Source organism: Vibrio diabolicus (assembly GCF_011801455.1).
GTDB lineage: Bacteria > Pseudomonadota > Gammaproteobacteria > Enterobacterales > Vibrionaceae > Vibrio > Vibrio diabolicus.
Genome location: NZ_CP042451.1, coordinates 637,014 through 650,643 on the forward strand (window position 1 = coordinate 637,014; position 13,630 = coordinate 650,643).

Annotated in this window: 10 protein-coding genes; 8 read left to right on the forward strand and 2 right to left on the reverse strand. The window is 45.0% G+C overall.

Features of this window, described 5'->3' with window-relative positions:
• Positions 1 to 31: 31 nt before the first annotated feature.
• The 3 genes from aceE to lpdA all read left to right on the forward strand — a co-directional run bounded on the left by aceE (position 32) and on the right by lpdA (position 6,308).
• The gene (gene aceE / locus FR741_RS03150; RefSeq protein ID WP_167426251.1) at positions 32 to 2,695 is read left to right on the forward strand and encodes a pyruvate dehydrogenase (acetyl-transferring), homodimeric type; all 2,664 of its coding nucleotides are present in this window, start codon (positions 32 to 34) and stop codon (positions 2,693 to 2,695) included.
• 19 nt (positions 2,696 to 2,714) lie between these two features.
• Entirely contained in the window at positions 2,715 to 4,613 is a 1,899-nt protein-coding gene (aceF, locus tag FR741_RS03155) for a pyruvate dehydrogenase complex dihydrolipoyllysine-residue acetyltransferase (protein WP_167426252.1), read from the forward strand.
• A 267-nt stretch (positions 4,614 to 4,880) separates the two neighbouring features.
• The gene (lpdA, locus tag FR741_RS03160; protein WP_005379993.1) at positions 4,881 to 6,308 is read left to right on the forward strand and encodes a dihydrolipoyl dehydrogenase; all 1,428 of its coding nucleotides are present in this window, start codon (positions 4,881 to 4,883) and stop codon (positions 6,306 to 6,308) included.
• Between the two features lie 145 nt (positions 6,309 to 6,453).
• Here lpdA and opaR read toward each other — a convergent pair whose 3' ends face one another.
• Positions 6,454 to 7,068 carry a transcriptional regulator OpaR gene (gene opaR / locus FR741_RS03165; RefSeq protein ID WP_031780576.1) on the reverse strand — a complete coding sequence of 205 codons (615 nt, stop codon included), beginning with the start codon at positions 7,066 to 7,068 and terminating at the stop codon, positions 6,454 to 6,456.
• A gap of 318 nt (positions 7,069 to 7,386) precedes the next feature.
• On the opposite strand from opaR, the gene hpt reads away from it, so the two are divergent.
• Entirely contained in the window at positions 7,387 to 7,917 is a 531-nt protein-coding gene (gene hpt, locus FR741_RS03170; RefSeq protein WP_005379995.1) for a hypoxanthine phosphoribosyltransferase, read from the forward strand.
• Positions 7,918 to 7,994: 77 nt separating this feature from the next.
• Here the strand turns inward: hpt and can are convergent, their stop codons facing one another.
• On the reverse strand, positions 7,995 to 8,663 hold the full coding sequence (gene can, locus FR741_RS03175; RefSeq protein ID WP_005379996.1) for a carbonate dehydratase: 669 nt from the start codon (positions 8,661 to 8,663) through the stop codon (positions 7,995 to 7,997).
• 277 nt (positions 8,664 to 8,940) lie between these two features.
• Here can and FR741_RS03180 point away from each other — a divergent pair, with 277 nt between their 5' ends.
• The 4 genes from FR741_RS03180 (at position 8,941) to FR741_RS03195 (ending at position 13,609) form a co-directional block, all read left to right on the forward strand.
• Positions 8,941 to 10,611 carry a SulP family inorganic anion transporter gene (locus FR741_RS03180; protein WP_134647038.1) on the forward strand — a complete coding sequence of 557 codons (1,671 nt, stop codon included), beginning with the start codon at positions 8,941 to 8,943 and terminating at the stop codon, positions 10,609 to 10,611.
• Positions 10,612 to 10,863: 252 nt separating this feature from the next.
• Complete coding sequence (locus FR741_RS03185; protein WP_005396713.1) at positions 10,864 to 11,781, forward strand: ABC transporter ATP-binding protein; 918 nt, start codon at positions 10,864 to 10,866, stop codon at positions 11,779 to 11,781.
• Positions 11,782 to 12,552 carry an ABC transporter permease gene (locus tag FR741_RS03190; RefSeq protein ID WP_005396714.1) on the forward strand — a complete coding sequence of 257 codons (771 nt, stop codon included), beginning with the start codon at positions 11,782 to 11,784 and terminating at the stop codon, positions 12,550 to 12,552.
• A gap of 127 nt (positions 12,553 to 12,679) precedes the next feature.
• Positions 12,680 to 13,609, forward strand: a complete 930-nt coding sequence (locus FR741_RS03195) for a Kdo(2)-lipid IV(A) acyltransferase (RefSeq protein WP_167426253.1) — start codon at positions 12,680 to 12,682, stop codon at positions 13,607 to 13,609.
• The last annotated feature ends 21 nt before the right edge of the window (positions 13,610 to 13,630 follow it).

Genomic DNA, 13,630 nt, shown 5'->3' on the forward strand with positions numbered 1-13,630 from the left:
GTAGATCCAACCAACAGAAGGATAGATCGCCATGTCTGATATGAAGCATGACGTAGATGCACTGGAAACTCAAGAATGGCTACAAGCGCTTGAGTCAGTTGTACGTGAAGAAGGTCTAGAGCGTGCTCAATTCCTATTAGAGCAAGTTCTAGATAAAGCACGTCTAGACGGTGTTGATATGCCAACAGGTATCACAACTAACTACATCAACACGATTCCTGCAGACCAAGAACCAGCATACCCAGGTGACACAACACTTGAGCGTCGTATTCGCTCAATTATTCGTTGGAACGCTATCATGATCGTTCTACGTGCATCTAAGAAAGACCTAGAGCTAGGCGGCCACATGGCGTCTTTCCAGTCTTCTGCTGCGTTCTACGAGACATGTTTCAACCACTTCTTCCGTGCGCCAAACGAGAAGGACGGTGGCGACCTAGTTTACTACCAAGGTCACATTTCACCAGGTATCTACTCACGTGCATTCGTTGAAGGTCGTCTAACTGAAGAGCAGCTAGACAACTTCCGTCAAGAAGTAGACGGCAAAGGTATTCCTTCATACCCGCACCCTAAACTGATGCCTGAATTCTGGCAATTCCCGACAGTATCGATGGGCCTAGGTCCAATCGCTTCTATCTACCAAGCTCGTTTCCTTAAGTACCTAGAAGGCCGTGGTCTTAAAGATACTTCAGAGCAGCGTGTTTACGCGTTCCTAGGTGACGGTGAGATGGATGAGCCAGAATCACGTGGTGCTATCTCTTTCGCTGCGCGTGAGAAACTAGACAACCTATGTTTCCTAATCAACTGTAACCTACAGCGTCTAGATGGCCCTGTAATGGGTAACGGTAAGATCATTCAAGAACTTGAAGGTCTGTTCAAAGGTGCTGGTTGGAACGTAGTGAAGGTAATCTGGGGTAACAACTGGGATTCACTACTAGCTAAAGATACGACTGGTAAGCTTCTACAGCTTATGAACGAAACGATCGATGGCGACTACCAAACATTCAAATCAAAAGACGGCGCGTACGTACGTGAGCACTTCTTTGGTAAGTACCCAGAGACAGCTGCACTTGTTGCTGACATGACTGATGACGAAATCTTCGCACTTAAGCGTGGTGGTCACGAGTCTTCTAAGCTATACGCGGCATACAAAAACGCGGCAGAAACTAAAGGTCGTCCAACAGTAATCCTAGCTAAGACTGTTAAAGGTTACGGCATGGGTGAAGCGGCTGAAGGTAAGAACATCGCGCACCAAGTTAAGAAGATGGACATGACTCACGTACTACACCTACGTGATCGTCTAGGTCTTCAAGACATCCTAACTGACGAAGCTGTGAAAGAACTTCCGTACCTGAAACTTGAAGAAGGTTCAAAAGAGTACGAATACCTACACGCTCGTCGTAAAGCGCTACACGGCTACACACCACAGCGTCTACCAAAATTCACTCAAGAATTCATCGTTCCTGAGCTAGAAGAATTCAAGCCACTACTAGAAGAACAGAAGCGTGATATCTCTTCTACTATGGCATTCGTACGTGCACTGAACGTTCTACTTAAGAACAAGAACATTGGTAAGAACATCGTTCCTATCATTGCTGACGAAGCGCGTACATTCGGTATGGAAGGTCTGTTCCGTCAAATCGGTATCTACAACCCGCACGGCCAAACTTACACACCAGAAGATCGTGGCGTTGTTTCTTACTACAAAGAAGCGACTTCAGGTCAGGTTCTACAAGAAGGTATCAACGAGCTAGGTGCTATGTCTTCATGGGTTGCTGCTGCGACTTCATACTCGACAAACGACCTACCAATGATCCCGTTCTACATCTACTACTCAATGTTCGGCTTCCAACGTGTTGGCGACATGGCGTGGATGGCTGGTGACCAACAAGCACGTGGTTTCCTACTAGGTGCAACTGCGGGTCGTACAACGTTGAACGGTGAAGGTCTACAGCACGAAGACGGCCACTCGCACATTTTGGCGGGTACGGTTCCTAACTGTATTTCTTACGACCCAACATTCGCGTACGAAGTAGCAGTAATCATGCAAGACGGTATCCGTCGCATGTACGGCCCAGAACAAGAAAACGTGTTCTACTACCTAACGCTAATGAACGAAAACTACGCAATGCCAGCAATGCCAGAAGGCGCTGAAGAAGGCATCCGTAAAGGTATCTACAAGCTAGAAACTTACACGGGCGACAAAGCGAAAGTTCAGCTAATGAGCTCTGGTACTATCATGAATGAAGTACGTAAAGCAGCTCAAATCCTAAGCGAAGATTACAGTGTTGCTTCTGATGTTTACTCGGTAACGTCATTCAACGAACTAACTCGCGATGGCCAAGATGCAGAGCGTTTCAACATGCTTCACCCAGAAGCGGAAGCGAAAGTACCTTACATCCAAACAGTAATGGGTACTGAGCCTGCTATCGCAGCAACTGACTACATGAAGAACTACGCAGAGCAGGTTCGTGCATACATTCCTGCTGAGTCTTTCAAAGTGCTTGGTACTGATGGCTTCGGTCGTTCAGACAGCCGTGAAAACCTACGTCGTCACTTCGAAGTGAACGCAGGTTACGTAGTAGTAGCAGCGCTAACTGAACTAGCGAAACGTGGCGAAGTTGAGAAATCTGTAGTTGCAGAAGCAATTAAGAAATTCGACATCGACACAGAGAAAACAAACCCGCTATACGCTTAATTAAGAAGGTAGATAAGAAATGGCAATCGAAATTAATGTACCAGACATCGGTGCGGATGAGGTTGAAGTTACTGAGATTCTTGTAAGCGTTGGCGACAAGGTTGAAGAAGAGCAGTCTCTGATCACAGTTGAAGGCGATAAAGCTTCTATGGAAGTTCCTGCTTCTCAAGCGGGTATCGTTAAAGAAATCAAAGTTGCAGAAGGCGACAAGGTTTCTACTGGTTCTCTAATCATGATTTTCGAAGCCGAGGGTGCAGCTGACGCTGCACCTGCTCCTGCGGCAGAAGCAGCTCCAGCAGCAGCTCCAGCTCCAGCAGCAGCGGCAGAACTAAAAGAAGTTCACGTACCAGACATCGGTGGTGATGAAGTAGAAGTTACTGAAATCATGGTTGCCGTTGGCGACAGCATCGAAGAAGAGCAATCTCTTCTAACTGTTGAAGGCGACAAAGCTTCTATGGAAGTTCCAGCGCCATTCGCAGGTACTCTAAAAGAGATCAAAGTTGCAGCAGGCGATAAAGTATCGACTGGCTCACTTATCATGGTGTTCGAAACAGCAGGTTCAGGCGCTCCAGCAGCACCAGCACCAGCGGCAACTGAAGCTCCTGCGGCAGCAGCTCCAGCAGCGTCTGCGGCAAAAGAAGTGAACGTTCCAGATATCGGCGGCGACGAAGTTGAAGTTACTGAGATCATGGTTGCCGTTGGCGACACAGTGGAAGAAGAGCAATCTCTAATCACTGTTGAAGGTGACAAAGCTTCTATGGAAGTTCCTGCACCATTTGCTGGTACAGTGAAAGAAATCAAGATTGCAGCTGGCGACAAAGTGTCTACTGGCTCACTAATCATGGTATTCGAAGTGGCGGGCGCAGCTCCAGCTCCTGCAGCGGCTCCAGCTCAAGCAGCAGCACCTGCAGCTCCAGCTCCTAAAGCAGAAGCTCCAGCGGCAGCAGCTCCAGCAGCGACTGGCGATTTCAAAGAAAACGATGAGTACGCTCACGCGTCTCCAGTTGTTCGTCGTCTAGCGCGTGAATTTGGCGTTAATCTTTCTAAGGTTAAAGGTTCTGGTCGTAAGAGCCGTATCCTAAAAGAAGACGTTCAAGCTTACGTGAAAGATGCACTTAAGCGTCTTGAGTCTGGCGCAGGTGCAGCAGCATCAGGCAAAGGCGACGGCGCGGCTCTTGGTCTGCTACCATGGCCAAAAGTGGACTTCAGCAAGTTTGGTGAGACAGAAGTTCAACCGCTATCTCGTATTAAGAAGATCTCTGGTGCAAACCTACACCGTAACTGGGTAATGATCCCGCACGTTACACAGTGGGATAACGCAGACATCACGGCTCTTGAAGCATTCCGTAAAGAGCAAAACGCGATTGAAGCGAAGAAAGACACTGGCATGAAGATCACGCCACTTGTGTTCATCATGAAAGCGGTAGCTAAAGCGCTTGAAGCGTTCCCAGCGTTCAACTCTTCTCTATCAGAAGACGGTGAGAGCCTAATTCTGAAGAAATACGTGAATGTTGGTATCGCGGTAGATACACCAAACGGTCTAGTTGTTCCTGTATTTAAAGACGTGAACAAGAAAGGCATCTACGAGCTATCTGAAGAGCTAATGGCTGTTTCTAAGAAAGCACGTGCAGGCAAGCTAACTGCTGCTGACATGCAAGGTGGCTGTTTCACTATCTCTAGCCTAGGCGGTATCGGCGGTACGGCGTTTACTCCAATCGTAAACGCGCCAGAAGTTGGTATCCTAGGTGTGTCTAAGTCAGAAATGAAACCGGTATGGAACGGTAAAGAGTTCGAACCGCGTCTACAACTTCCACTATCTCTATCATACGACCACCGTGTGATCGATGGTGCTGAAGGTGCGCGCTTCATCACTTACCTAAACTCATGTCTATCTGACATTCGTCGTCTAGTTCTGTAATAGAAATTAGATGAATGAGAGGCGGCAACTTAGCCGCCTCTGCTAATCATAATTACCGACAATTTGGTTATCAGCCTTGCTTCGTTCAGGGTTTTCACAATCGAATTGTTGTCTAGCTCACAGGCTAAATTGATTTACTTTTCACACCATTAACATCTCTGTAAACTGTTAGCGGTCTGAAAATAACTGTTTAAAACAAATCTCTCTTAAACATAAAAAATCGATACCCACTCAGCCTGTTAGGGATAATGACTACAAGAGGTCAAAATGAGCAAAGAAATTAAAGCCCAAGTTGTTGTACTTGGTTCTGGTCCTGCTGGTTACTCCGCTGCATTCCGTTGTGCGGACTTAGGTCTTGAAACTGTACTAGTTGAACGTTACAGCACGCTTGGCGGTGTATGTCTGAACGTGGGTTGTATCCCATCAAAAGCACTGCTTCACGTTTCTAAAGTAATTGAGGAAGCGAAAGCGATGGCTGACCACGGCGTTGTGTTCGGTGAGCCTCAAACAGACATCAGCAAAATCCGCATCTGGAAAGAAAAAGTTGTTAACCAACTAACTGGCGGCCTAAGCGGCATGGCTAAGATGCGTAACGTAACAGTAGTTAACGGTTACGGTAAGTTCACTGGCCCTAACTCTATCCTTGTAGAAGGCGAAGGTGAGCCAACAGTTGTTAACTTTGACAACGCAATCGTTGCGGCTGGTTCTCGTCCAATCAAACTGCCATTTATCCCGCATGAAGACCCACGTATTTGGGACTCTACTGACGCTCTTGAACTAAAAGAAGTGCCAGAAAAACTGCTTATCATGGGTGGTGGTATCATCGGTCTAGAAATGGGTACGGTTTACCACTCTCTAGGTTCTAAAGTTGAAGTTGTTGAAATGTTTGACCAGGTAATTCCTGCAGCAGACAAAGATATCGTGAAAGTATTTACTAAGCGTATCAAAGACAAGTTCAAGCTAATGCTAGAAACGAAAGTAACAGCAGTTGAAGCAAAAGAAGACGGTATCTACGTTTCAATGGAAGGCAAGAAAGCGCCAGCTGAAGCTGAGCGTTACGATGCGGTTCTAGTTGCTATCGGTCGTGTACCAAATGGTAAGCTAATCGACGGTGAAAAAGCGGGTCTAGAAATTGACGAGCGTGGCTTCATCAACGTTGATAAGCAAATGCGTACTAACGTTCCTCACATCTTCGCGATCGGTGATATCGTTGGTCAACCAATGCTTGCTCACAAAGGTGTGCATGAAGGTCACGTAGCTGCTGAAGTTATCTCTGGTAAGAAGCACTACTTTGACCCTAAAGTTATTCCTTCAATCGCGTACACTGAGCCAGAAGTGGCTTGGGTTGGTAAGACTGAGAAAGAAGCGAAAGAAGAAGGCATCAAGTACGAAGTGGCAACATTCCCTTGGGCAGCATCAGGTCGTGCAATCGCATCTGACTGTGCAGACGGTATGACTAAGCTAATCTTCGACAAAGAAACTCATCGCGTAATCGGTGGTGCTATCGTTGGTACTAACGGTGGTGAACTACTTGGTGAAATCGGCCTTGCAATTGAGATGGGCTGTGATGCAGAAGATATCGCTCTGACTATCCACGCTCACCCAACTCTACACGAGTCTGTAGGTCTAGCTGCTGAAGTATTTGAAGGTTCAATCACTGACCTGCCAAACAAAAAAGCAGTTAAGAAGAAGTAAGCTTTTTCTGACTTAATGATAGAAACCGCTGCATTGCAGCGGTTTTTTTATGTTTGTTAGGTAGGAATATAAACGTGTGCTCGGCTGACAGCAGACAATAAAAAGCCCACCAAACGGTGGGCTGACATATATTGCGAGTTAAGCTTTAGTGTTCACGGTTGTAAATGCAAAGCATGTCTAAGTATGAACTAACAAGGTGCTTAAGTTCCGCTTCACTTTTTGCACGGTTCGCTTGGACAAACAGTGAGTAACAAATACCGTGGAACAAGTTTGCCAAGTGTTCTGAATCGTGCTGGTCACACACTTCGCCACGTTCAATCGCTTTAATGAACATGTTTTGTACCAGCAACTGGTTAGTACGGTTAGTTGAAACAAACAATGGCCATACTTCGTCACGTGTTGAAGCACTCCACTCGAACCAAACTTTTAGCCAGTGACAGTCTTGACTGACAAGCTCGATCATTGCATTAGTAATATTGGCGATGTTTTCACGTGCGTGTAAGTCTAAGTCAATGTTATCCGATAGGAAGTTCGAGAACTGACGTACGACGTGGTTGAGTACTTCATCCACTAAGTCTTCACGAGTCGGGAAGTAGTTAAAAACGGTCGCCACAGAAACTTGAGCAATTTCTGCGATATCTGCGTGACCACCACGACCGATGCCGCGGCGCGCAAACACTTCCAATGCGATTTCCATTAACTGTTGCTTACGCTTAATCGGGGAAAGCCTAGTTCTAGGTCTCTTTGCAATTGAGTCCATATCCATTTTCCTTGCCATTTGAGTTGATATTGGGGGTAACCCCCTAATTGATTATTTTAATAGTTGCTTAAAGCAGTGATGAGTGTAATGGTGCATATCAACAAGGTCAACATCTGTAGAACAATTTATATACAGTAATGTCATTATTATTGATAAAATTAGCTATGAACTTTATAAAACTAAGACCTTCTTCCAAGATTTTTTGGCAACAGGATGTGACTTTCAACCCAATGAACGTGGTGATACACTACACGCCGTAAGATTAGGTGATCGTTTGCGTGCGACTTACCTCAACCCACAAATTAGATTGAGCACAGTATGAAACATACAATAGAAGTCATGATTTCTGAGCAAGAAGTTCAGGAACGAGTTCGTGAATTAGGCAAACAAATTACAGAGCGTTATCAAGGTAGTGAAGATCTTGTGTTGGTAGGCTTATTGCGTGGCTCATTTGTATTTATGGCAGACTTGGCACGTGCTATCGAACTGACTCACCAAGTTGATTTTATGACTGCGTCAAGCTACGGCAACACAATGGAAAGTTCACGTGACGTTCGTATCTTGAAAGATTTGGATGATGACATCAAAGGCAAAGACATTTTGCTTGTTGAAGACATCATTGATACAGGTAACACACTAAATAAAATCCGTGAGATCTTATCGCTGCGTGAGCCGAAGTCTATCGCGATTTGTACGCTCCTAGATAAGCCATCTCGTCGCGAAGTGAATGTTCCTGTGGATTGGATTGGTTTCGAAATCCCAGATGAGTTTGTCGTTGGTGTGGGTATTGATTACGCGCAGAAATACCGCCACTTACCATACATCGGTAAAGTTGTACCTCAAGAATAATCATTGAGAGCAGCATTAAAAATATAAAAAAACGCCCATCTCAGATGGGCGTTTTTTGTTCAACTCTTAGATGTAGCTTAGCGACAAAGCAGCTTATTGTCTGTATTTAGAATCGTCGAAAGGGCTTTCTGATAAGACGCTTCTACGGTTTCCTTAGAGTTAGAACGAATGCCTAAGTACTCTAAACGACCATCTTCAATTCCGTATACCACGCCATGAATTTCAACATCTTGCCCACGCTCCCAAGCGTTTTGCAGGATGGTTGAGTTACCCAAGTTGTACACTTGCTCTGCGACATTAAGCTCGCCTAGTTTATCTGCTCGATCTTGCTGCGGCATTTGATCTAGGTAAGTGCGGTGTTTGAAATAGATATCTCTGATATGTAACAGCCAATTATTAATAAGACCTAGCTTAGGGTTATCAATGGCAGCGTTTACGCCACCACAGCCATAGTGTCCACAGACAATGATGTGCTTAACCTTAAGAACGTCTACGGCGTATTGAACGACGGACAGACAGTTGAGATCAGTATGGATGACTTGGTTTGCAACATTCCGATGAACGAATAGTTCACCCGAGTATAGTCCGGTTAGTCGCTCGGCAGGGACACGGCTATCAGAACAGCCAATCCAAAGAAAATCGGGCTTTTGACCCTCTGCGAGTTTTGCGAAGTATTCAGGTCGATCAGATTTGATCTCTTGAGACCATTTTGAATTGTTTTCAAATAACTGTTTAATTTCCGGCATCTTGCAAACTACTTCCCTTAAAAGACAAAAGCGCTGCCGCTTATATGAACATGCAAGCGATCAGTGTTGTAACTATACACAATGTTACAATTTCGATCTCGTTAAATATTCGTCAGACAGGACTCATCTGACTAGTTTTCATCAATAAAAACGTAAAATTAGGCCTAATTATTTGTGGTGTGAATTTAGCCTTAATCTATTTATGGTTTAAATTTTCGCCTGGCTCGTTAAAGTAATGACATTTTACTTTTTAAAATTGAATGCAGGGAAATCAGCAGTGTTCGGTAGTCGTTTTGAAGATATTAATTTCAAAGGGGATGTATTTGGCGGGGTAACCACAGCGATTATCTCTCTTCCTTTGGCGTTAGCGTTCGGTGTTGCATCCGGTGCAGGGGCAGAAGCAGGCCTCTGGGGCGCAATAATGGTCGGTTTGTTTGCTTCGTTGTTTGGTGGTTCTAATACGTTAATATCAGAACCAACAGGGCCAATGACGGTAATCATGACCGCTGTGTTAACCAGTATGATGGCGAAGTATCCAGAAACGGGCATGGCCATGACCTTCACGGTTGTTATGATGGCTGGTGCGTTCCAAATCCTATTAGGGACGTTAAAACTGGGTAAATACGTTACCTTGATGCCTTATAGCGTGATTTCGGGCTTTATGTCAGGGATTGGCGTGATTCTTATCATTTTGCAGCTATCACCTTTGATGGGGCATGCTGCTCCTTCTGGAGGAGTGCTCGGAACATTATCTGCTTTGCCGGAGACCATTTCTAACCTCAAGTTCAGTGAACTGTTTTTAGGTCTACTGACTTTGGGGATTCTCTTTTTCTTCCCTAAGCAATATCGAAAATATGTACCAGCGCAACTCGTGGCGTTGGTTGTGGTGACTTTATTGTCTGTGATGTTCTTCGATACGGAAGACATTCGTCGTATCGGTGAAATCCCGGCAGGATTGCCTTCTCTCGTTGCACCTCATATTGATCCAGATATGTTTGTTGAGATGGTTATTGATGCATTGGTGCTCGGCACCTTAGGTTGTATCGATACTTTGTTAACGGCGGTTATCGGTGACTCCTTGACTCGTAAAGAGCACGACTCAGACAAAGAACTGCGAGGCCAAGGCCTTGCCAACATGATCTCAGGCTTGTTCGGTGCACTACCTGGCGCGGGCGCAACGATGGGCACGGTGACTAACATTCAAGTTGGGGCTCGTTCGCCATTGTCCGGTGTGATTCGTGCACTTATGCTTGCATTGGTCGTATTGGTTGCGGGTGGATTAACGGAGCCGATCCCAATGGCTGTGTTGGCTGGCATTGCAGTATATGTCGGCTTTAACATTTTGGATTGGAGTTTTATTCAACGAGCACACAAGGTTAGCTTTTCCGGAATGGCGGTAATGTATGGCGTTATGTTGCTCACAGTGTTCGTTGATCTTATCGTTGCCGTGGGCTTGGGCGTCTTTATTTCCAACATTATTATCATTGAGCGTCTGAGCCGAGAACAGGCGAGACAAGTGAAAGCGATCAGTGACGCGGATGAAGACGATGTGCCGCTAACTGACAGCGAGCGTGGCTTGCTTGATCGCGCCAATGGCAAAGTACTGTTCTTTTATCTTTCGGGTCCAATGATCTTCAGTGTTTCTAAGGCAATTTCACGCCAGCACTCCAGTATTTCGGATTATGATGTGATGATTCTCGATCTTACCGATGTACCTATGATTGATGTTACTGTCGGTTTAGCGTTAGAAAACGCGATTAAAGATGCGCTCGATGCTAATTGTGCCGTGTATTTGTTGTGTCCAAATGAGCGCACGCGAGAACAGCTAGAAAAGTTCCACGTTATTGATCTTGTCCCGAATGACAATATGTACCAATTCCGTTATGAAGCATTAAATGCGGCGGTAGCTCATGTCGAGGCGGACCAGTATCAGCGTATAACGGCGTAATCACTCTGATCGTTAAAAACGCAACAGCGCTCTGTTGCGTTTTTTATTCCCTAACTTTTCCTTACTTGTAGATAACCTTTACGTTGATAGGGACTATATTTCCAATATTATCGAAAGGTTTAATTGTAATCATCGTTATTCAACGATAAACTGATGGACCTCCAGTACAATACCCAAGGCGATTTCGTAGTAAACCGCTGATAAACATCGAGTCGGTATTAGTAATCACAAACAAACGGCAATCACGACCTTATGTACGCATTAGAAATTGAACAGTTGCGCAAGACGTATGCAGGTGGCTTTGAGGCGTTAAAAGGTATTAGTCTCCAAGTGAAAAAGGGTGACTTCTACGCGCTTCTAGGTCCCAATGGTGCAGGAAAATCGACCACGATCGGCATCATCTCTTCCTTAGTGAACAAAACTTCTGGGACGACGAAAGTTTTCGGTTATGACATTGATACCGACCTTGAGTTGGCCAAACAGAATTTAGGCTTGGTGCCACAAGAGTTCAACTTCAATCAGTTTGAAACTGTTGAACAAATCGTGATGCAGCAAGCGGGCTATTACGGTGTGTCTAAAGTATTAGCCAAAGAACGAGCTGAAAAGTACCTGAAAAAACTCGATTTATGGGAAAAACGTAAAGAGCGTGCCCGTAATTTATCTGGCGGGATGAAGCGCCGTTTGATGATCGCCCGAGCTTTGATGCACGAGCCGCAGTTGCTCATTTTGGATGAGCCAACGGCTGGGGTGGACATTGAACTACGCCGCTCAATGTGGGAATTTCTGAAAGAGATCAACCAAGAGCAAGGGATTACGATTATTTTGACGACGCACTACCTAGAAGAAGCGGAGATGCTGTGTCGAAATATCGGCATTATTAACCGAGGTGAGTTGATCGAAAACACCACCATGAAGGCGTTGCTAGGTAAGTTAAGCGTCGAGACATTTATCCTAGACATTGAATCTGAAGGCGAGGTGCCTGAGCTTGAAGGCGTCAATCGACAAAGTATTGTTGATGGCTCTTTAGAGATAGAGCTAGATAAAAGCCAAGGATTGAATTCAGTGTTCAGTCAGTTAACAGAGCATGGTATTAAAGTTCTTTCAATGCGTAACAAAGCCAACCGACTGGAAGAGTTGTTTGTCAGCATTGTAAGAGAAGGGAGTAAGTAAATGTACGGTTTATATTGGACGGCATTTCGTAGCTTGCTGAGCAAAGAGATCACCCGTTTTACGCGTATTTGGGTGCAAACTTTAGTTCCGCCTGCAATCACAATGACACTGTATTTCATCATTTTCGGTAATCTTATTGGCTCTCGAATCGGTGAGATGAGCGGCTTTAGCTACATGGAGTACATAGTTCCAGGTTTGATCATGATGTCGGTGATCACCAATTCATACTCGAATGTGGCGTCTTCGTTCTTTAGTGCAAAACTACAGAAGAACATTGAAGAGCTGCTGGTGGCACCAGTGCCAAATTACGTGATCATTGCTGGATACGTAATGGGCGGTGTGACTCGAGGTTTGTTAGTAGGCGCTATTGTTACCTGTGTGTCTCTATTGTTTGTGGATCTGCAAGTTGAACACTGGGGCATTATTGTTGCGACCGTCTTCATGACATCCGTTGTATTTGCTCTAGGCGGGTTGATCAATGCGGTCTATGCAAAAACGTTTGATGATATTTCGATCATTCCTACATTTGTGTTGACCCCGTTAACCTACTTGGGTGGTGTTTTTTATTCCATCAGCTTACTGCCTGAATTTTGGCAAGGTGTCTCTAAGATTAACCCAATCGTCTACATGGTGAATGCGTTCCGTTATGGTTTTTTAGGCGTATCGGATGTGGGTATTGTCACCTCATTCAGTGTGCTTGCGGTGTTTGTGATAGCGCTGTATGCCGTTGCTCATTACTTAGTAACGAAAGGTATTGGGCTAAGAAGCTAAGACTCTCCCACACAACAAAGAGCAGCGAATCATGCTGCTCTTTGGCATGCATAACAATACATACCCATACAATTTTTAAGTTTTTATCATGATAGGTTTCAATCATTTGTAATAAATGAGTGATCCTATGAATATTGTCCCGCCGCCGCCTTTCTCCTATCAGTTACTTAAGCCCAAATATTGGTCTGTATGGCTGGCATTTGGATCTTTAGCGATTCTTGTTAATGTACTGCCATACATAGTATTGCGAATCTTAGGTAGAAGCATCGGTTGTGTTGCGATGTATGTAATGAAGCGCCGACACAAGATCGCTCTGCGTAATCTCCAGCTGTGTTTCCCTGATTTTACGGACTGGCAATGTAAGGACGTAGTACGAAAAAACTTTCAATATACGGGAATGGCGATCATCGAAACGGGGATCGCCTGGTTTTGGCCAGATTGGCGGATACGTCGGATAACCTCTATTGTTGGAAAAGATCGTTTACTCGCTGAGGAAAAGAATGGCCGTGGTGTGTTGGTGGTGTGCAGTCACCATTTAAACTTGGAGATAACCGCTCGTATTTTTAGCCAGTTTGCCAAAGGTTATGGCGTTTATCGCCCAAATTCGAACCCTGCTTATGAGTTTATTCAACATCGAGGTCGAACTCGTTTTGGGCATCAAATGATTGATCGAAAAGACGTTAAATCAATGCTCAAAGTTCTGAAAAATGGTCATCGACTGTGGTATTTGCCCGACCATGATTATGGCGTCAGCCATTCTGTTTTTGCGCCGTTCTTTGCTGTTGAACAAACCGCGAGTACCGTGGGCTCTAGTGTGCTTATAGACGCAACAAAGTGTGCGGTCATATCTGGCGTCACAGTGAGCAAGAATCACCATTACACGTTATATATTGGAAAAGATATCAGTGAGCGTTTCGAGAGGCGTAATGCGATTAAAGCGGCAAGTATCTTGAACCAAGAGCTTGAGAAAATGATAAAACGTGATATTCCAGCGTGGATGTGGCTGCACAAGCGGTTTAAAACACGTCCTGAAGGATTAGATTGCGTCTATACGTAGAAAATAAAAAAGGTCGACTAA

What these genes read in the sequence shown, in the direction of transcription:
- aceE (WP_167426251.1), top strand. Translation starts at nt 32, where the DNA reads ATGTCTGATATGAAGCATGACGTAGATGCACTGGAAACTCAAGAATGG.
- aceF (WP_167426252.1), top strand. Translation starts at nt 2,715, where the DNA reads ATGGCAATCGAAATTAATGTACCAGACATCGGTGCGGATGAGGTTGAA.
- lpdA (WP_005379993.1), top strand. Translation starts at nt 4,881, where the DNA reads ATGAGCAAAGAAATTAAAGCCCAAGTTGTTGTACTTGGTTCTGGTCCT.
- opaR (WP_031780576.1), bottom strand. Translation starts at nt 7,068, where the DNA reads ATGGACTCAATTGCAAAGAGACCTAGAACTAGGCTTTCCCCGATTAAG.
- hpt (WP_005379995.1), top strand. Translation starts at nt 7,387, where the DNA reads ATGAAACATACAATAGAAGTCATGATTTCTGAGCAAGAAGTTCAGGAA.
- can (WP_005379996.1), bottom strand. Translation starts at nt 8,663, where the DNA reads ATGCCGGAAATTAAACAGTTATTTGAAAACAATTCAAAATGGTCTCAA.
- FR741_RS03185 (WP_005396713.1), top strand. Translation starts at nt 10,864, where the DNA reads ATGTACGCATTAGAAATTGAACAGTTGCGCAAGACGTATGCAGGTGGC.
- FR741_RS03190 (WP_005396714.1), top strand. Translation starts at nt 11,782, where the DNA reads ATGTACGGTTTATATTGGACGGCATTTCGTAGCTTGCTGAGCAAAGAG.
- FR741_RS03195 (WP_167426253.1), top strand. Translation starts at nt 12,680, where the DNA reads ATGAATATTGTCCCGCCGCCGCCTTTCTCCTATCAGTTACTTAAGCCC.